A 20,899-nucleotide genomic window follows, 5' to 3' on the forward strand; every position below is an offset into this window, starting at 1 on the left:
TCAATTATCACCTAATGGCATAGTGTTTGGCATTTCAAGCCTAACCAAACATTAAGTATTATGAAAAAAGCAATTAAAATCTTAGGAGTGATGATGATGCTGGTATTTACAGCATTATCTTTTTCGTCGTGCAGCAAGGATGACGACCCGGTAAACAATGAATTCTTTGCAGGAACATATAAAGGGAGTATATCTTATAAAGACGGTGGATCTACTAATGTAAGCACAGATAACGGAAGTGTTTTTGTAACGAAGATCGCCAGCGGCACCAAGTATAATTTCGCTTTCTCAAACAGCATTCCGGATCTTAACGGAATAGAGTTTAATCAGGAAGGAGATCATACTCTTGTTATGATTGGTTCTACAGCAACCTCTTATATCAGAATTGACAACAATACGTTAAAAATCCTATACGCAAAGGATGGTAAAACGTGGACAGCCAACTGTACACGCTAGCCTCCTGTCTATTTATATATTATTGCAAGCCTGTTTTCATCTGAAGACAGGCTTTTCTATTGGAAATGAAGTGTTTTAATTTTTTTTTAAGCAGTAATAAACTTTAGTTAAGTTTGAAAATCTCAATTTTCTAGCCTGCTTTTTGTATATCTTTATTCAACAAAAAACAAACATTAATTCTTATGAAAAAACTATTATCTGCAATGTCATTGATCCTTGGATTAGGACTTGCAACTGCTCAGCAGACTGCTCCCGCTACAAGCACTCAGGCTCATCCTCCTGTAAAAACAGCAGTGAAAGCCGCTAAACCAGCAGAAGTAAAAGCTGCAAAACCAGCAATGGATGCAAAAGCAGCAAAGCCCGCTGCTCCTGCCGCCAAAATGAAAAAAGACGGCACTCCTGATAAGAGATATAAAGAAAACAAGCACCTGAAAAAAGATGGTACTCCTGATAAAAGGTACAAGGTGAACAAATAAGCATAACATTAACATATAGTTGTTATTTTCATAATCAAATTTCGAAAAGCCGGTGGAACTTGTTCCATCGGTTTTTTTATGTGAAGCTTCGTAAAAAATGATTCCATATTCTCTACTTATTTATAAATTTGACCCATGTTAAACTTCTTCAAGAAAAATGCAGCGCTGATCTGGGCAAAGAAACATGTTCTGAAAGCAGAGGAATTCAAAAAAAATGCAGAGAAAAACCAGGAGGATTTATTACTTTCTCTAGTTAATACGGCTCAAAAAACACTTTTTGGCCGGGAACATGATTTTGAAAACATCCGTTCTGTGAAAGATTTTCAGGACAGAGTTCCCGTAGCAGATTATGAAGATCTGAAACCTTATATAGAAAGAGTAAAAAAAGGACAAGCCAATATTCTATGGACAGAAACTCCTGAATATTTTGCCAAAACTTCGGGAACAACTTCCGGATCTAAATACATTCCGATTTCCAGAGATGGAATGCCGCTTCAGGTTGCCGCTGCCCAAAGTGCCCTGTTTCATTACATCAGTAAAAAGAACAATGCCGACTTTGTGAACGGGAAAATGATTTTTCTGCAGGGAAGTCCTGAACTGGAAGAAGTTTTTGGAATAAAAACAGGAAGATTATCCGGTATTGTAGCGCACCACATCCCGAATTATCTTCAAAAAAACCGTCTACCAAGCTGGGAAACCAATATCATGGAAGACTGGGAAGCCAAAGTAGATAAAATCATTGAAGAAACGGAGCGTGAAAACATGACCCTGATCTCAGGAATTCCGCCATGGCTGATCATGTATTTTGAGAAGTTAACAGAAAAACATGGTAAAAAAATCAAACAGCTTTTCCCGAATCTGCAGCTTATCGTTACCGGAGGGGTCAATTACGAGCCATATCGGGACAAAATGGAAGATCTCCTGGGAGGGAAAGTGGATATCATTCAGACATTTCCTGCTTCTGAAGGTTTTTTTGCTTTTCAGGATGATTATACAAAAGAAGGCCTTCTGCTATTGACCAATCATGGAATTTTCTATGAATTTATTCCTTTGGAAGAATATGGCAAGCCTGGAGCTAGAAGATTAACGTTAAAAGAAATTGAACTTCATAAAGATTACGCCTTAATTCTCACAACCAATTCCGGACTTTGGGCTTATTCTATCGGAGATGTTGTAAGGTTTATCGGCAAAGACCCTTACAGGATTCTGGTAAGCGGCAGGACCAAACATTTCACTTCGGCATTTGGGGAACACGTGATTGCTTTTGAGGTGGAAGAGGCAATGAAAGCTACTCTTGAAAAACATCCGGCACAGATTACAGAGTTCCATCTTGCTCCACAGGTGAATCCTGACGAAGGGCTGCCATATCATGAGTGGCTGATTGAATTTGAAAAAGAACCGGAGCATTTAGATACATTCAGAGATGAGCTGGATGCACAATTGAGAGCAAGAAACACCTATTATGATGATCTTATTTCCGGGAATATTTTACAGAAACTGCATATCACCAGACTTAAGAAGAATGCCTTTCACGAATATGCCAAATCTCAGGGGAAACTGGGAGGGCAAAATAAGACTCCGAGATTGGCTAATGACAGAAACATTGCAGATCTCTTAGAAATTTACAAAAATTAATCATATTTTTTCAATTCCAAAAACGTATATTCAAAAAAAATTATAAATTTGAAAAACTAAAAGAAAATAATGAAAGCATCTGTACTGTTGAAATCGTCTTTACTAACATCTTTATTTGTTATTACATCTTGTGCTACTACAAAATACAGCGAAGATATTTCAAAAAACAATTACTCCAATCTTGAAGCCGGAAAGATATACAAAGTAACTATGAGAGACGGCTCTCCAAAGCAGACCATCCTGTTCAGAAACGTTGTTGGTGATAATCTTGTAGGTACGGCAGGTAAAAAAGACAGCACAGAAGTGGTAATCCCTAAATCAAATGTAGCAGCTGTAAAAGACAGAAGGAAGGCAAGAATTGCTGCCGGAGCTACTATTATTGGAGCTGCGGGTGTTGCGGCAATTGTAATCAGTTCTTCAAGAGCAGACTAAAATAGATTTTATCTTTCAGGATATATTTAATATATCTTTTAAAAATCAACATATGAATAGTCCTAAATAAATTTTTAGGGCTATTTTTGTTCATGATTTCCTTTACTCCGTTACAAACATTACAAAATGTTGAATTCAGAAATCTTCTCACTGGGAGATTTTTTATTGTTTTAGCTTTCAGAATGCTGGCCACTTTATTGGGATGGTGGGTATATCAATTAACAAAAGATCCTTTTTCAATAGGCCTTATCGGCCTGTCGGAGGTAATTCCTGCTGTAAGCTGTGCGCTGTATGCCGGACACGTTATTGATATGAATGAGAAAAAGCGACTTCTTCTTATCTGCAATTATGCTTATATTTTCCTGATCGGGCTTCTTCTGGTACCTGCATTTTTTGATGTAGAGATGCATTTCACCGGCCATCAGATCACCTATTATATTTATGGAGTTATCTTTTTTACTGGGATCGCAAGAGCCTTTATCGGTCCTATTGTTCCTTCCATGATTCCTAAAATTGTAAAGAAAGAAAATCTTCCCAATGCGGTAACACTGAACCAGGCCACTTTCCTGATCTCTTCTGTCTGCGGACATGCAGTAGGCGGTATTCTTATTGGATTTATTGGGGTAAAGTGGACATTGGTCGCTATTTTATCATTAATATTTGTTGCTTCATTATTTTTCTGGCAGCTTCGTAAACAGCATTCGGAATACAAAAAGGAAACTGTAAATGTAGTGGAAAGTATGCGTGAAGGAATCTCTTATATTTTCAAAACCAAAGAGATTTTAGGAGCTTTATGTCTGGATATGTTTGCCGTACTTTTTGGTGGTGCAGTAGCGATGATTCCGGTATTTGCTACAGATATTCTAAATTCAGGAGCCGAAGGTTTCGGATTGCTGAACGCAGCATCTGATATTGGTTCAATGTGTATTATTACTATTTTATCTATTGTTCCACTCCGAAAAAATCAGGGAAAAATACTTCTTGCCGTTGTTACCGGGTTCGGACTTTGTATTATTGGATTCGGTTTATCCAAATTGTATTGGCTGTCTTTCATGTTCCTTGTAATGAGCGGAATGCTTGATGGAATTTCTGTAGTTATCCGAGGTACCATTGTACAGTTAAAGACACCTGATCATATAAGAGGACGTGTTCTCAGTGTAAATTCAATCTTCATTATGTCCAGCAATGAAATGGGACAGTTTGAAAGCGGTGTTATGGCTAAATTACTGGGGGTTGTACGTTCTGTGGTATTTGGAGGCTGTATGACTGTTCTAGTTGCTTTACTTGTGGGGAGCACCAATCCTAAACTAAGAAAAATGCAATATTAACTTATTCTTTATCAATCTATTTCAAATTCCAAACGGTAAAAATAAAAATCCGAAATACTTAAAATCAGAATAGAACGTTTTCTATTCTGATTTTACTTTTATAGACCTTTTTTAAAAATAATTTAAACGATTAGATTTCAAATATTCATTCAAATCAATAATATCTTTACGATCTCCATATAATTTTAACCAACCCATAAAATACCATATTAAAAATCAATATATTACTTTCTTTAAATATATCTCAAAATCTTTAATTTAACGTTAATAATTTTTTATATTTGCCTTATAAAATATCCCCCTATGTACAAACTTTTACTAACTTTGAGCTTTTTCGTCACAGGTTCGCTGATGAATGCCCAATTTTTTTCAGATCAAACCTTACAGCAATCTGTATTGCAATTGAATAATGCAAAAACAGAAAACGACTATGATACTCTTTTTTCTAAGTTTTCAGAAACTAAAACTTCAGAAAAATGGCAGGCCAACTATTATGCTGCTGCAGCATTGTATCTTAAAACAAATTTCCTTTTAAAGAACAGCCCGAACAGCCCTCTTGGAGAGTCTAATGAATCTGCAAGAAAACTTGCTATGCAGGCCCTTGCTTCTGAAAAGAATAACGGAGAAGTAAATATTCTTCTTGCCCTCATCCACTTTCAGAAAATCAGGATAAAAACGGCTACAGATCCCCAAAAGGAGCTAAAGACAGTTACAAGTTTTATGACGAAAGCGGAAACCACTGTAAAGAACAATCCAAGACTTTCTTTCTTAAAAGCTGAAATGGCTGAAAAGCAAGGCAACAAGACAGAAGCGATCAAATTATATCAAAAAGCAGTCACAGAATTCGAAATATCAAATGCCTCATCCAGCTCACCTAACTGGGGAAGACAGCTGATCGGAACAAATTAACAGTAAGAAAATGTATGATCTCCTGAGTGAATCGGGCGGTCAGTTTTTATTTTGACACAAAAGACTTTAATGTTATATAATGTTCACAGGAACCTTTTGTATCAGATAAAGCACCACATTTTTTTAGTAATTAAACAATTTTACTATTTGTTTTTAAAATCAACTCTTATGAAAAAAGCATTACTTGTTTTCTCAATTATATTTTCACATCTTTTATTTGCCCAGTCAGACTGTCCTACTGCAATGGCAGTCTGCGGAAACTCGGATATATCATATACTCCGGGCGGGCATGGAGACATTGCAGAAGACCTGGGCGGATGTTTATCTTCCGATGAAAAGTACTCTGTATGGTACTCGTTTACGGTAGCTACAGCCGGAACCCTTACTTTTGAAATCATTCCCAATGATCAGACCGATGATTATGACTTCGGTGTATATGGACCTAACAAATCATGTGGTAACCTTGGAACTCCAATCCGCTGTTCTTATTCCGGAGCAGCTGGAAACACAGGACTTAACATGACAGCTACAGACCTTAGCGAGGATGCTTCAGGAGATAAATGGGTGAAATACCTTGATGTATTACCTGGCCAGACGTACTATTTAATTGTAAATAACCACAGAGAGACCGCTAACGGATTCAAATTATCATGGGGTGGAACAGCTACTTTATCTTCTCCATTTACAGATCCGAATATACAGCCTCATCCATTCATTCCACCGGGAATTCCAGGAGCAAACCCTACAGATCCTAGAGAAGTAGTGGTGTGTGCAAACCCTGCAACTTTTGATTTCTCTTCATTAACAGCAGGAATTCTTAACGGTAACCCGAACTTCAGTATTAGTTACCATACAAGTCAAAATGATGCATTAACAGGTAACAACCCTCTTGTTGGCCCTCAGACAGTTACTCCTGTAGGTGTTTATTTCTACAGTATCAACTACACTGATCCTACTAATCCGAACAGTCCTATTAATAAATGTAGACAGACTGGTAAATTTAAATTTAAAGATGGGACGATCAAGGCAACAAACGTTACTTTAACAAGCTGTAACAACAACAATGCAGGTACGGCAACTTATGACCTTACAACAGCCGCTGTTTTTGCAGATCCTACGGCAACAAAAAAATATTATTATACTTTATATGATCTGAATAACTCAATCAATGAGATCACCAATATCTATCAGTTTGTTTCTGCAGAGGGTAAAATATATGTAAAAGTAACTTCTGTATTCGGATGTACTGATATTGCAGAAATTACTCTTAAGTTTTATCCGCAAATTATTGCAAAAGATGCTGAGCTAAGATCATGTTTTATTGAAGCAAATCCTTCCACAGCTTTATTCAACCTTGATAACGCTGCCGTCATCACGCCACAGGCAGGTATCACGAAAAAATACTTCCCTTCACTGACAGACGCAATAGATGGGACCAACGAGATTTTAAATGCTAATTATATTGCACCAAGCGGCCTGGTATATGTAAGAGTATCTGATACCAGAGGATGTTTTGTAGTTGTAAAAATCGGTCTAACAGTTATTGCACCGGTAACATCCAGTGTTCTGAAAGACAAAATCATCTGTGTAGAAGACACTACCACATTAGATGCAGGTCCTGGATTCAAAAGCTATGAATGGAGCACAGGAGCTACAACACAATCTATCAAAGATGTAGGAGTAGGAGTTTACTGGGTAAAATTAAAAACGGGAGAATGTATTGCCACTCAAAAGGTAACAGTATATCCTTCTGAGCAGCCGGTAGTGACAAACATTGATGTTTCCAACACTACATTAACAATCAATGTAATAGGAGGAACTCCGGATTATCAGTATTCTATGGATAAAATCCTATGGCAAACCTCCAATACATTCTCTAATGTAGCAAGAGGAACATACAAAGTATATGTAAAAGATGCTTATGACTGTGAACCTATCGAAGTGACAATAGTAGTTCCTAACCTGATCAATATCATTACGCCGAACGGAGATGGTGTGAACGATGTTGTAGATTATTCTGCCATTGCAGACAAACAAAATCTGGTATTGAGTATCTTTGACAGATATGGAACAAAAATCCACCAGGGAGATAAATCCAACGGATACAAATGGGACGGAACAATTGCAGGAAAGAAGATTCCGACAGGCACATACTGGTACTCCATAACATGGAATGAGAATGACAAGAAGAATACTCCTTTCAAGTTTTCAGGTTGGATCGTTGTAAAAAACAGAGAATAATCCTTATACAATATGGAAAAGCCGCTTTGGCGGCTTTTTCTTTTAGCAAATCATGATAAAATATATTGATCCCAATTTTGTTTAACAAAAATCGTTTCAACAATGAAAAAAATACTACTTCTTTTTATTTTATTGATAACACAGATAGTCTACTCACAGTCAGATTGTATCACAGCAATTCCTATCTGTGGTAACTCTGATATTTCTTACACCCCTTCAGGACCCGGAAACATTATAGAAATTCTTAATGCAAACGGAGGATGTCTTAGCACCAATGAAAGATATACCGTTTGGTACACTTTCACTGTATCTACACCAGGTACACTTGCATTTAAAATAAAACCTAACGATCAGGGCGATGATTATGATTTTGCTGTATATGGGCCAACAGCCAATGGCTGTGCTTCCTTACAGAATGCAGATCATGTTTTCATACAACCCATAAGATGTAACTATAGCGGTACTCCGGGAGATACAGGTCTGGATCTTACTCTTGCTCCACCCGCAGTATTCCCTACCAATCCTCCTGGTACTACAGCGAGTATGAACAATGGTAAATGGAGCCCTTACATGGATGTATTGGTAGGTCAAACCTATTATTTAGTTATTGACAACTTCAGTAGATCTGTTAATGGTTTTTCTATGGAATGGTCAGGTACTGCAAGCTTAAGCTCTGCATTCAACGATCCGGTTCTTTCACCGAATCCATTCATTCCTCCGGGAATTCCAGGAGCTGCGCCTAACGATCCTAGCCAGGTGATGGTTTGTGCGTTACCAACTCAGTTTGATTTTTCAACACTTTCAGCAGCTATTATTAACGGTAACAATCCTAATTTCCAGGTTACTTATCACAAAACTACCAACGATGCTCTTACAGGAGAAAATCCTCTTACTATAGCAACTGTAGATGGAACAACAACATACTATTACAGAGTAGTATATAAAGACCCAACCAACCCAACCAATCCCGTCAACGGATGTTTCATAACCGGGAAATTTAAGTTTGTCAATGTGGGCATCTCAGCCAATACTGCCACTTTATACTCTTGTAACAATAATGGAGCAGGCACTGCAATGTATAATCTAACAACAGCCAATGTATTTGGAGGAACCGGAGCAACGATTAAGTATTATACGACCGTTACCGATATGAATGCAGAGGTGAATGAAATTACAGATCCAACCCATTATGTTTCTGCAGAAGGGACAGTATATGTAAAGGTTGTTTCTACTTTCGGATGTGTTGCAACCACTACAATCAGATTATCATTCTATCCAACAGTTGTATTGAAAGATGCTGTACTCCAAAACTGCTATATTGATACTGACGTTACCCGTTCAACATTCGATCTTTCTAAAGCTGATATCGGAGTAGCCGTTCCAACCCCTACAGGAACTATTATTAAATATTACACATCAGTAGCTGATGCCAAAGCTCAAACCAACCCTATTACAACACCATTAAATTATCTTTCGGAAAGCAAAACGGTATATGTAAGAGTAGACAATGATAAACAATGTTATTCGATTGCTAAAATAGAGCTGATAGTATTACCTCCGGTAAAATCAGCCGTATTAAAAGACAAAACAATTTGTGCTGAAAGCAAAACAACTTTGGATGCAGGACCTGGATTTGCAAACTACGAATGGAACACGGGCGAAACTACACAGTCTATCAGCAACGTGGGAGTTGGTGTTTATTGGGTAAAACTTCAGACTGGAAAATGTTTCACGCTTCAGGAAGTACGTGTTCACGCAAGCCTTCAGCCAGTAATCTCAGGAATCGAAATTACCAACAACAACATCACAGTAACAGCTATAGGCGGGGTTCCTCCTTACAAATATTCTGTAGACGGTGTTAACTGGCAGGATTCCAACATATTCACAGGACTTCCAAGAGGTGAGAATACGATATATGTAAAAGATACGTACAACTGTACTCCTATTCAGGTGACAGTGACAGTTCCTAACCTTATTAACGCAATCACTCCGAACGGAGACAATGTAAATGATGTTATTGACTACTCAGCATTAGCTTACAAGAAAAACCTTATCTTCATTGTGTATGACAGATACGGAAACAAACTTCATGAGGCTAACAGAATGAATAACTTCTCTTGGGACGGAACAGCCTTTGGTAAGAAAATCCTGACAGGAACTTACTGGTACACGATCTCATGGAACGAAAACAATAAAGACAATACAGAAACCAAATATTCAGGATGGGTATTGGTAAAAAATAAAGAATAAGCTATACTTAATCTTCTTGAAAAAATCACCTCAGACCGAGGTGATTTTTTTTATCAACAAGATCAACCTCCTGTTTACAGCATTTTCCGAAAGACTGCTAATAATTTGTTGAATACTATTTTTTTATTATTTTTTAAATAAACTATCTTTGCACCATGGCGCAGAAAGAAACATTATCATCCCTGACACACGGAAACTTTGCAAAAGAATTGTCTATTGCGGATGGCAAAATGCCTCCCAATGCAGTGGATTTTGAAAGACTTGTTATCGGAACTTTTTTGATTGACAAAAAGGGGCTTGACCATTCCATCGACCTTCTTACACCAGAAGTATTTTATGATCCGAGACATCAGGTCATCTTTTCTACCATCCTGAAGCTTTATGAGGGAAACCAACCGGTAGACTTAATGACCATTATTCAGAATTTAAAAAAAGAAGATAAACTAAGCCAGGCAGGCGGTGACCACTATATCATCGATCTGACGATGGGAGTAAGCTCATCTGCCCATATTGAATATCATGTACGTGTTATTCTTGAAAAATATATTTTAAGAAGCCTAATCAATGTTTCTGCCAACGTAATAGATTCTTCCTATAAAGAATCTACAGATGTTTTTGAACTTCTGGATAAAGCAGAACAATCTTTCTTCGAAATTACCAACGGAACAATTAAGAAGGGTTTCGATACAGCCAATTCATTGGTAAAACAGGCTATTGATACAATTAAATCTTTAAAAGATAAGGAGGGGCTTTCAGGGGTTCCTTCAGGATTCCGAGATGTAGATAAAGAAACCGGTGGATGGCAGAATTCTGACCTTATTATTATTGCCGCACGTCCCGCGATGGGTAAAACAGCATTCCTTCTTTCCATGGCAAGAAATATTGCAGTAGGACACAAAGTCCCTATGGCTCTTTTCTCTCTCGAGATGGCATCTGTACAGCTGATCACCAGGATGATTGCTTCTGAAACAAGGATTTCTTCTGAAAAATTAAGAAAAGGAACTTTGGATGATGAAGAATGGCAGAGACTATTCTCCAATGTATCTGAGTTGGAAAACGCTCCTTTATATATTGACGAAACTCCTTCCCTTTCCATATTCGACTTCCGTGCAAAATGCAGAAGACTTGTAATGCAGCATGGAGTAAGAATTATCATGGTCGACTACCTTCAGCTGATGACAGCAGGAAGCAGCGGCGGAAAAGGAGTTGGAAACCGTGAACAGGAGATTTCCATGATTTCACGTTCATTAAAAGCGATTGCAAAAGAACTTAACGTTCCGGTAATTGCTCTTTCACAGCTTTCGAGAAGTGTGGAGGCCCGCCCGGGAAAAAGACCTCAGCTTTCAGACTTGAGAGAATCCGGAGCGATTGAGCAGGATGCGGATATTGTATCTTTCATCTTCAGACCAGAATATTATAAAATTACCGTTTGGGATAATGATGAAGAAGGACAGGAAACTTCTACTGAAAATCAGGCTGAGCTGATTATTGCAAAGCATAGGAATGGTGCCACAGCAGATGTCCGGTTATCTTTCTTAAAACATTTTGCAAAATTCGGTGATATTGAAGCTGCAATGGACGGAGCCGGAGGAGGATATCCTTCTAACTTTGGAGAACCAAGCGGCTTTGACAAAATCAAAACTACCATTCAGCCAGGGGCAGCATTTGACCTTCCGGACAGTTCAAAACTTTCCGGCTCATCCATGAATGACTTTGATGATGATGATGATTTTCCGTTTTAAGTCGAAGACTAATCCAAATTCAGTTTAAATTCACAACCCATAATTCAATTTTTTAAAAAGCAGATTTGAGAATCGAAATTTATACCGACGGGGCTTGCAGCGGAAATCCGGGAAAAGGCGGATATGGAATTCTCATGCGCGTTCCTGAAAAAAATTACCAGAAAACATTTTCCAAAGGGTTTCGGAAAACCACCAACAACAGAATGGAACTTCTGGCTGTCATCACTGCATTGGAGAAACTAAAATCCACAGAAAATGACATCCACGTGTATACAGATAGTAAATACGTATCTGATGCAATCAACCAAAACTGGATTGCGGGATGGATCAAACGAGGCTGGAAGAATGTAAAAAACCCCGACCTCTGGAAAAAATTCGTTGAACTATACAATAAACACACTCCTAAAATGCATTGGGTAAAAGGGCATGCGGGCCATTTTGAAAACGAGCTTTGCGACAAGTTAGCCGTTGCAGCAGCCAGCTCTCCTGATCTTGAAATTGATACCTATTTTGAGAATCTGGATAACAATTCATTATTTTAATTCGATTAACACAAACACATCATTACCACTATAACTTTCTTTATTCTATCATAAGAAACGTTATTTATTAAAAAATAATTAAAATATTTAACAAAATTAACATTAAATATACATTAATTGATTGGGATTTAATATCTTTACACATTAATCAAAGTCCCATTTAAATGAATAAAAATCTATTATTGTATTTATCTGTTTTTTTACTTTGTATAGCTGGGAAGTCCTTCGCCCAGACTTATCAGCTTATCGGAAACCCAGTAACTACTACAGGATGGACGATGGTTTCCCCTACCCAGGTAAACACAGATTTTATTCAGCTTACCCCGGATACCAATGACCAATCCGGTTCTATCAGGCTGAATGACCCTATCAATTTAAAATATTGTGATAAATGGAGAGTGGAATTTGATTTCAGAATGGATTCCAACCAAACCTACAACGGAGACGGAATTGCTTTCTGGTATCTTGCCAATCCGCCTGTTGCAAGTGTATTGGGTTCCGGCCTCGGAGTATCTCAAAATGCGGTAGGTCTTGTCGTAGGATTTGACACCTATAATAATACTACAAGCACTACAATGAGCAAGGTTCACGTTGCTTATGGGCAGGTTCAAAATACGAGTGATACCAATAATGTTGAGTTCTTTAACGTTGCAGGAAGCTCTTTTCACTCGCCAGATCTGAATACCACCCAGCCATTTCAGGGGACAACTTATAAACATGTTGAAGTAACAGCACAGGTAAATCCTGCGGCACCTACCAGCTGGATATTAAAAATAACAATAGACGGTAATGTAATTTGTAATCAGTCTTTTGCTCCTTCCGGAACGGCTGCCGCAATGACTGTAGGATATTTTGGATTTTCAGCTTCCACAGGTGGTGCAAGATCAAGACACTCTATTAAAAATGTAAAAATTTATACTGATAAAGTTCCTATTTTACAAAACTCAGCCACCCAGTCTTTCTGTCCCAATCCTACTACCGGATACGGATCTGTAAACCTGACATCTTTCAATTCGCAATTTGTCAATAATCCTTCAAATTACACATTTACTTATTATCCACTGGGAAGCTCCACACCTATTGCTAATCCTGCCAATTATCAATTCAATGCTAATACAACAGTTACAGTTGTCATTAAAGATAATGCAGGCCTGCTTTGTGACAACCCGGATGGTAAGATATTACTGGTTCTTGCGCCTTTCAAAGCTGAAGACAAAACCATTACGGTATGTAATAATAACAAAGCCGGGACTGCAACTTTCAACCTGAATACTGCAAATGTAACAGGTGTTCCGGGAGCTGTTAAAAAATATTATAAAACGTTAGCAGATCTCAATGCAGATACTAATGAGATTCAAAATCCCGGCAACTACATATCTGCTCCGGGAGTTGTATATGTAAAAGTAACAACTCCTCAGGGATGTACAGGTTCAGCAAAAATCACGCTGGAATTTTACCCTGACACTCCCGTAAAAGAAGCTACATTGAGATCATGTTTTATTGAAAACAATATCACCAGTGCTATTTTTAATCTGACGACTGCAGATGTTACCACATTAACCACAGGTGTATCAAAAAAATACTACACTTCCATTGCTAATGCCCTTGACGGAACCAACGAGATTATGAACCCTCTTCAGTACCTATCCACAAGTACTGCCGTTTACGCAAAAGTAACAGATGCCAACGGATGTTTTAATATTGCTAAAATCAACCTTATCGTATTACCACCTGTACCATCATCTGTTCTGAAAGACAAAACCATTTGTATTGGTGAAAAGACAGATCTGGATGCAGGCCCTGGGTTTGACGGCTATGAATGGAGCACCGGAGCAACCACCTCATCTGTTAAAGACCTTGGAGTAGGCGTTTATTGGATAAAGCTTAAAACAGGTAACTGTATCACTACACAGATTGTAAAAATAAACGCATCTGCAAATCCTGTGATCTCCAGCATTGACATTGATAACAACACGATAACGGTAAATGTAGCAGGTGGAAAACCCCAGTATCAATTCTCTCTGGATGGAGTCAACTGGCAGACCAGCAATATTTTCACCGGATTAGCGAGAGGAGAAGTAAGAGTATATGTAAAAGATTTCTATAACTGTACTCCTGTTGAAGTTCAGATCACTGTACCCAATCTGATTAACGCCATCACTCCAAACGGTGATAACGTAAACGACTTCATTGACTATTCTGCACTTGCTTACAAGAAAAACCTGATATTCATTGTTTACGACAGATATGGTAATAAATTGTATGAAGCCGGAAAGATGAGAAACTTCACCTGGGACGGAACTGCTTCCGGTAAAAAAGTTCTTACAGGAACTTACTGGTACACCATCTCATGGAACGAAAACAATAAAGACAATACTGAAACTAAATACTCAGGCTGGGTATTGGTAAAAAACAGAGAATAAATTTTACTATCAGAAACTACCTCATTTTGGGGTAGTTTTGATATTAAAAACAACACCTGCTCAATCAGAGATTGGAATCAGATATTGTTATTAGCAATTCAAACATTCAAAAAACAATTTTATTTCTAAGAACAAGTATAACATCACAATCCATCCACTATGAAAAAAGATATACTCATTTTTGTACTGACTATCTTATTATGCTTGCCGGGAAGCTTATTTTCACAAACCTACCAACTTACCGGAAACCCTGTAAATACAACAGGCTGGGATCTTGTCTCTGATGCTATCGTAAGCGGAGACTTTGTAAGACTTACAACCGACCAGACCAGCAGATACGGGGCCGTAAAATTATCCACCCCTATCACCCTGAGCTATTGTGATAAATGGAAAGTGGAATTCGATTTCAGAATTGACGGAAACGGAACTACTCAGTTTGGAAAAGGAGATGGCTTTACCTTTTGGTATCTTGCCAACCCGCCTACAGGATTCGTTTCAGGAGGAGGACTTGGTATTCCTGCGAATGCTTCCGGACTAATGGTTGGTTTTGATATTTTCAACAACACTACTGAAGGCCAGATGAGTAAAGTTCATATTCTTTATGGCACCAATAATACAGCAGGTAACAATATCGAATTCAACACCACTCCTGGAAGCACATACCATTCTCAGGACCTTATCGCTACTCAGCCGTTTGTAGGAGACACCTACAGACACGTTGAAGTAAACGGAGAAACAGACCTTACCAATCCAACAAACTGGATTATTAAAGTAAGGATAAACGGCGTACTTATTGTAGATCAGTCTTTTGCTCCTTCTGGAGGTGCAGTAGGAATGTCACAAGGGTATTTCGGTTTCTCTGCAGCAACCGGAGGAGCCAGTGCAAGACATTCTATTAAAGATGTTAAAGTATTCGTAGATAAAGTTCCTATTTTAAGTAATACGGTAACTCCTTTCGTATGTACCAATCCTGCTACCGGAAATGGTGTAGTAGATCTTACTTCTTTTAACTCTCAATTTGTAAATAATCCTGGAAACTATATTTTCACTTATTATGTTTTGGGAAGCTCCACGCCTATCGCCAATCCTGCGAGTTTCCAATATTCTGGAAATACCACCATCAAGGTTGTTGTAAAAGACCCTACTTCCACTCTTTGCGATAATGGTGACGGAGTCATTCAGCTTAACCCCACCCCATTTGCAGCAACAGACGCCAGCCTTACCGGATGTAATAACAACAATGCCGGAACAGCAACCTTTGATCTTAACTCTGCTGCTGTAACAACTGTTACCGGAGTTACAAAGGAATTCTACCCTACTTTATATGACCTTAATAATGGTACAAACCAGATTACAAACCCTTCAGCCTATGCTTCTGCAGCTGCTACAATATATGTAAGGGTAACTACTCCTCAAGGTTGTGTAAGTACAGCTAAAGTTACTCTGAACATCTACCCTGTTGTTGTTGTCAACGATGTTGAAATAAAATCCTGCTTTATAGAAACCAATCCATCTATGGCATCTTTTAATCTTACAGGAGCTATTGTTTCCCAGGGCGGACTTACAAAAGAATATTACCCATCATTAGCTGACGCCATCAGCGGAACTAATGCAATCTCTACTCCGGCGGCATACATTGCTCCAAATGGGGTTGTTTACATTAAAGTATTCAGTGCAAACGGATGTTATTCAATTGCTAAAGTGACTTTAACTGTCATCCCTCCAGTTTTCTCAAGAACATTACTAGATCAGACGATCTGTATAGAAAATACAACAACATTAGATGCAGGTGCTGGTTTCAAAAGCTATGAATGGAGCACGGGTGCCACCACTCAATCTATCAAAAATGTAGGAGTAGGCACTTATTGGGTGAAACTTAAAACCGGAGATTGTATTGCCACACAAAAAGTAACAGTATATCCTTCCGACAATCCGGTTATTACCACGGTTGATATTTCAGGAAGTACAGTAACAATATATGCCAACGGAGGAACCCCTCCATACCAGTATTCAATGGATAATATCAACTGGCAGGATTCCAATGTGTTTACCAATATTACCAGAGGAGAAGCTAAAGTATATGTAAGAGACGGCTATAATTGTGTTCCTGTGGAAGTCAATATTACGGTCCCTAATCTGATCAACGTGATCACTCCTAATGATGACGGTATTAATGATTTTGTTGATTATTCTGCACTTGCTAATAAACAGAATCTGGAAATAGGGATCTTCGACAGATATGGCTACAAATTGTTCCAGGCTGATAAAACCAATGGTTATAAATGGGCAGGTACCACTAATGGAAGTAAAAAAGTTCCTACAGGAAATTACTGGTATTCTGTTTCATGGAATGAAAATAATAAAAACAGTACTCCGATAAAATTCTCAGGTTGGATTGTTGTAAAAAACAGAGAATAATTACACTTTCCATCACATCAAAAGAATCACCCTGCCAGTCAGGGTGATTTTTTGTATTAACGGGGCGGAGATATTTCATTTTAAAGACTCTTTATTCATATTCAATTCTTAAATTTGTCCTATGAATTATTTGGAAGCTTTAAGCAGAAGATATTCTGTAAAAAAATTCAATCATCAGATTATTCCTCAGGAAACCCTTCACAATATTCTTGAGTCAGGAAAGCTGTCTGCCAGTTCGCTGGGACTTCAGCCGTATAAAATTGTGATTGTTGAGAGCGAGGAAATGAAGCAGAAACTGATTCCGGCTTTCTATAATCCTTCTCAGATATCTACCTGTTCTCATCTTATCGTCATCATTTCAAAGAAAATCATTGAAGAGAACTATATCCGCGGATATTTTAATCATATTTCTGAAGTAAGAGATACTCCTGTTGAACAGCTGGATCCTTTTAGAAATAGTATTAATCAGCATATCACCCAGAAAACACAGGATGAAATCTTCAACTGGGCAGAAAAACAATCCTATATAGTATTGGCCAATCTTATGTATGCCGCTGCTATTGAAAATATAGACTCCTGCCCTATGGAAGGCTTCCGCCAGGATCTTATAGAAGAAATTCTGAATATCAATCCCGAAACAGAAAAAGTAACCGTTACCCTCGCTTTAGGCTACCGTTCTGAAGAAGACCTTTTCCAGCACATGAAAAAAGTAAGGAAACCAAACGAAAAATTGTTTAAATTTATTTAATCGTTTTTAAACGATTGTACCTAAAGCAAGCATATGATAAAAGCGGATGTATTAGTAATCGGTTCCGGCATTTCCGGACTTTCCTATGCCATTAAAGTTTCTGAACAGCTCCCTGATGCCAAAATCATTATTGTAACAAAATCTGATGAAGATGAAAGCAATACCAAATATGCACAAGGAGGTCTGGCTGTTGTTACAGATTTCCAGAATGACAATTTCCAAAAACATATTGACGATACAATGCGTGCCGGTGACGGAGAAAACAAGCGCGATGTCGTAGAAATGGTAGTAAGAGAAGCTCCTGCAAGATTCAACGAAATTGTAGAATGGGGCGCCCAATTTGACATGAAGAACGGCAAATTCGCTTTAGGAAGAGAAGGAGGCCATACTGAAAACAGAATCGTACACCACAAAGATATTACAGGTTTTGAAATTGAAAGAGCTTTGTTGGAAACAGCCAATAGCAGCCCGAATATTGAAATCCTCGACCATCATTATGTAATTGATATCATTACGCAGCACCATGTGCCCGGAAAGGAACTCAACGAAGGAGATATCCATTGCTATGGCGCTTATATTCTGGATGAAAAGTCCAAAACCATCAAAAAAATCACTTCCAAAATAACACTGGTTGCCACAGGAGGAGCCGGACATGTTTATAAAAACACCACCAATCCTACTATTGCTACAGGAGACGGAATTGCCTTTGTAGCCCGTGCAAAAGGAAAGGTTTCCAATATGCAGTATTACCAGTTCCACCCCACAGCTTTGTACAGCAAAATGGATGGAATGTTGTTTTTAATTTCAGAAGCAGTTCGTGGAGACGGAGCAAAATTAAGAACCAAAAGGGGCGAAAAATTCATGCACAAGTATGATAAACGTGAAGAATTAGCATCCAGAGATATTGTTGCAAGAGCCATTGATGCTGAAATGAAAATTACCGGAGACGAATTTGTTGGCTTAGATTGCAAGGAAATGAACCATGAAAAATTCTTAGAACATTTCCCCAATATTTATAAAAAATGCAGAGATGAAGGAATTGATCCCTTCACTCAATTAATTCCTGTTGTACCCGCATGCCACTATTTAATGGGAGGTATTGAAGTAGACCGGGACGGACAATCATCCATCAGAAACCTTTTTGCTGTGGGTGAATGTACCAACTCAGGACTTCACGGAGCTAACAGACTTGCTTCCAACTCTCTTCTTGAAGGCTTAGTTTTCGGGCACAATGCAGCTATGAAAACTGTGGAACTTCTGAATGAAAACAGTTTCAACTTTGATGACCTGAAGGCAGTTCCTGAATGGGATGAAGAAGGAATGAAAATCATGGACGAAATGGTCATCGTAAGCTATCTTAGAAAACAGCTTCAGGAAATGATGAGCGACCTGGTAGGTATTGTAAGAAGTAACAGACGTCTGAACATGGCGCTCCAGAAACATCAGGAGATTGCTGCTGCTGTAGATGAAATCTATCACTACTCTATTCTTTCCCCTCAACTGTCAGAATTAAGAAACTTAACAACCGTTGCCCATCTCATCATTACCCAATCTATGGAAATGACAGAGAATAAGGGTGCATTTTATAATAAAGATTTGGTTTAATAAAAATTAAATCAATGAAAACCCTGAATTTAAATATTCTTACAACAGTCAATATTTTATTCTATTCAAGAATGATACTTTCATTGATCTGTGGTTTTATATTATTGAGTTTTTGGGTGAAAGAAGGAAAAACTGATAATTTTTCAAATATAGTTATCCTTGCAGGAATAATATTCTTAGGACTTCTTTTGGGGGTATTTGGAGTAACATTATTAAAAAAGATTATTATCCCCAGATCCAAATATCCTTTAGCTTTAAATCTTTTATGCAATATGAAAGGTTTGGGAAAACCAGATTATTATGGAAGTTTAAAATTCGATTTAAATAATATAATTAAAGATAATAAATTACGCTTAACTCTATATTATGTCAATAATCCTCAATATCCGATTTTAACATTTAATAGAGAAAAAATTATTTATTACACTCAAGAATATAATTGGGATAATTTTAAATGGAGCTATAAAGTTATACCACAAGGACGAAACGAAAAACAAATATTAGAGTTTCAGGGTATTAATCAAAACAATATAAAAATAAAAGACAATATAGATTTTGAAAAAATAGATGCAAAGGAAAATGAAGTCCTTTTGCTCTTTATTATTCACGATTTATTGTTCGGAAAAAGATCTTCCTTTTATTACTAAAATCAAAAATATGAAAAGACCAGCATACGTAACCGATAAAGCATTAAAAACATTTATAAAAAGTGCCCTTGAAGAAGATATTCAGGATGGTGACCACTCTACGTTATCTACCATTCCCCAGGATCTTATACAAAGCGCAAAGCTATTGGTAAAACAGGACTGTATTCTCGCAGGTGTTGAGCTGGCTGAAATCATTTTCAATACTTTTGACAAAAACCTGAAAGTGGAAATTTTCATTAAAGATGGAACTCCTTGTAAATTTGGCGATGTAGCCCTTATTGTAACTGGAAGTGCAAGATCCATCCTTTCCACTGAGAGATTCGTTCTTAACTGTATGCAGAGAATGAGCGGTATTGCCACCCTTACCCATGATTGGGACTCAAGGTTAGTAGGTACAAAAACTAAACTTTTAGATACAAGAAAAACGACTCCAAACTTCAGAATGTGTGAAAAATGGGCAGTTGCCATAGGTGGTGGAACCAATCACAGATATGGTCTTTATGACATGATCATGCTGAAAGACAACCATATAGACTACAATGGAAGTATTACCAATGCAGTGGCAATGGCAAAGGATTATGTTAAAAAGAACAAGAAAAAGTTAAAAATAGAGGTTGAAACAAGAAACCTTCAAGAAGTTCAGGAAGCTATCAATGCAAAGGTCGACAGAATTATGCTTGATAATATGGATGTGGAAACTATGAAGCAGGCTGTACAAATGATCAACGGCTCATGTGAATCTGAAGCTTCAGGCGGAATTACCCGTGATATGCTGAAAGAAATTGCTTCAACAGGGGTAACATTTATCTCTGTAGGAGCCCTTACACACTCTGCTGAGAATATAGATTTGAGTCTCAAAGCAGTGAAATAGCGTTGAATTTTTAACAAAAACACCCCCACTTTGTTAAAAATTCAATAACATGACTTTTTTCATAAAAAATTTCGGTTTTTAGTCATAATACTGAATTTCAACCTATTAACATTATTAAGACTGATTAAAAATTAACATTGAGTTAATAATAGTTAAATTTTATTTCGCGAATTTTG

At 37.7% G+C, this 20,899-nt stretch carries 16 protein-coding genes; all 16 read left to right on the plus strand.

The window, feature by feature from the left end; genetic code table 11:
* Positions 1-60 precede the first annotated feature (60 nt).
* Entirely contained in the window at positions 61-456 is a 396-nt protein-coding gene (locus SFA27_RS21575; protein ID WP_047376451.1) for a hypothetical protein, read from the plus strand.
* 182 nt (positions 457-638) lie between these two features.
* The gene (locus tag SFA27_RS21580; RefSeq protein WP_047376449.1) at positions 639-932 is read left to right on the plus strand and encodes a hypothetical protein; all 294 of its coding nucleotides are present in this window, start codon (positions 639-641) and stop codon (positions 930-932) included.
* 135 nt (positions 933-1,067) lie between these two features.
* The gene (locus SFA27_RS21585) at positions 1,068-2,567 is read left to right on the plus strand and encodes a GH3 auxin-responsive promoter family protein (protein ID WP_407294804.1); all 1,500 of its coding nucleotides are present in this window, start codon (positions 1,068-1,070) and stop codon (positions 2,565-2,567) included.
* Between the two features lie 69 nt (positions 2,568-2,636).
* On the plus strand, positions 2,637-2,999 hold the full coding sequence (locus SFA27_RS21590; protein WP_047376445.1) for a hypothetical protein: 363 nt from the start codon (positions 2,637-2,639) through the stop codon (positions 2,997-2,999).
* A 92-nt stretch (positions 3,000-3,091) separates the two neighbouring features.
* Positions 3,092-4,327: an MFS transporter gene (locus tag SFA27_RS21595; protein ID WP_047376443.1), complete on the plus strand. Its 1,236-nt coding sequence runs from the start codon at positions 3,092-3,094 to the stop codon at positions 4,325-4,327.
* Between the two features lie 303 nt (positions 4,328-4,630).
* Entirely contained in the window at positions 4,631-5,236 is a 606-nt protein-coding gene (locus SFA27_RS21600; protein ID WP_264518823.1) for a lipopolysaccharide assembly protein LapB, read from the plus strand.
* A gap of 168 nt (positions 5,237-5,404) precedes the next feature.
* Positions 5,405-7,477 (plus strand): T9SS type B sorting domain-containing protein, encoded by a 2,073-nt coding sequence (locus tag SFA27_RS21605; protein WP_047376439.1) that lies wholly within the window; start codon positions 5,405-5,407, stop codon positions 7,475-7,477.
* A 102-nt stretch (positions 7,478-7,579) separates the two neighbouring features.
* Entirely contained in the window at positions 7,580-9,727 is a 2,148-nt protein-coding gene (locus SFA27_RS21610; RefSeq protein WP_407294808.1) for a T9SS type B sorting domain-containing protein, read from the plus strand.
* Between the two features lie 155 nt (positions 9,728-9,882).
* Complete coding sequence (dnaB, locus tag SFA27_RS21615; protein ID WP_047376434.1) at positions 9,883-11,469, plus strand: replicative DNA helicase; 1,587 nt, start codon at positions 9,883-9,885, stop codon at positions 11,467-11,469.
* Between the two features lie 65 nt (positions 11,470-11,534).
* Positions 11,535-12,011 carry a ribonuclease HI gene (rnhA, locus tag SFA27_RS21620; protein WP_407294812.1) on the plus strand — a complete coding sequence of 159 codons (477 nt, stop codon included), beginning with the start codon at positions 11,535-11,537 and terminating at the stop codon, positions 12,009-12,011.
* Positions 12,012-12,175: 164 nt separating this feature from the next.
* A complete protein-coding gene (locus SFA27_RS21625; protein ID WP_407294815.1) occupies positions 12,176-14,434 on the plus strand; it encodes a lectin-like domain-containing protein in 2,259 nt (752 codons plus the stop codon).
* A 159-nt stretch (positions 14,435-14,593) separates the two neighbouring features.
* Positions 14,594-16,852: a T9SS type B sorting domain-containing protein gene (locus SFA27_RS21630; protein WP_407294817.1), complete on the plus strand. Its 2,259-nt coding sequence runs from the start codon at positions 14,594-14,596 to the stop codon at positions 16,850-16,852.
* 121 nt (positions 16,853-16,973) lie between these two features.
* Positions 16,974-17,600 carry an NAD(P)H-dependent oxidoreductase gene (locus SFA27_RS21635; RefSeq protein WP_047376427.1) on the plus strand — a complete coding sequence of 209 codons (627 nt, stop codon included), beginning with the start codon at positions 16,974-16,976 and terminating at the stop codon, positions 17,598-17,600.
* Positions 17,601-17,633: 33 nt separating this feature from the next.
* Positions 17,634-19,205: an L-aspartate oxidase gene (gene nadB, locus SFA27_RS21640; RefSeq protein WP_407294819.1), complete on the plus strand. Its 1,572-nt coding sequence runs from the start codon at positions 17,634-17,636 to the stop codon at positions 19,203-19,205.
* A gap of 14 nt (positions 19,206-19,219) precedes the next feature.
* Positions 19,220-19,852, plus strand: a complete 633-nt coding sequence (locus SFA27_RS21645; protein ID WP_407294821.1) for a hypothetical protein — start codon at positions 19,220-19,222, stop codon at positions 19,850-19,852.
* A gap of 10 nt (positions 19,853-19,862) precedes the next feature.
* A complete protein-coding gene (gene nadC / locus SFA27_RS21650; RefSeq protein WP_047376421.1) occupies positions 19,863-20,723 on the plus strand; it encodes a carboxylating nicotinate-nucleotide diphosphorylase in 861 nt (286 codons plus the stop codon).
* The last annotated feature ends 176 nt before the right edge of the window (positions 20,724-20,899 follow it).

The sequence above is a fragment of the Chryseobacterium sp. HR92 genome (assembly GCF_045689405.1).
Classification (GTDB): domain Bacteria; phylum Bacteroidota; class Bacteroidia; order Flavobacteriales; family Weeksellaceae; genus Chryseobacterium; species Chryseobacterium viscerum_A.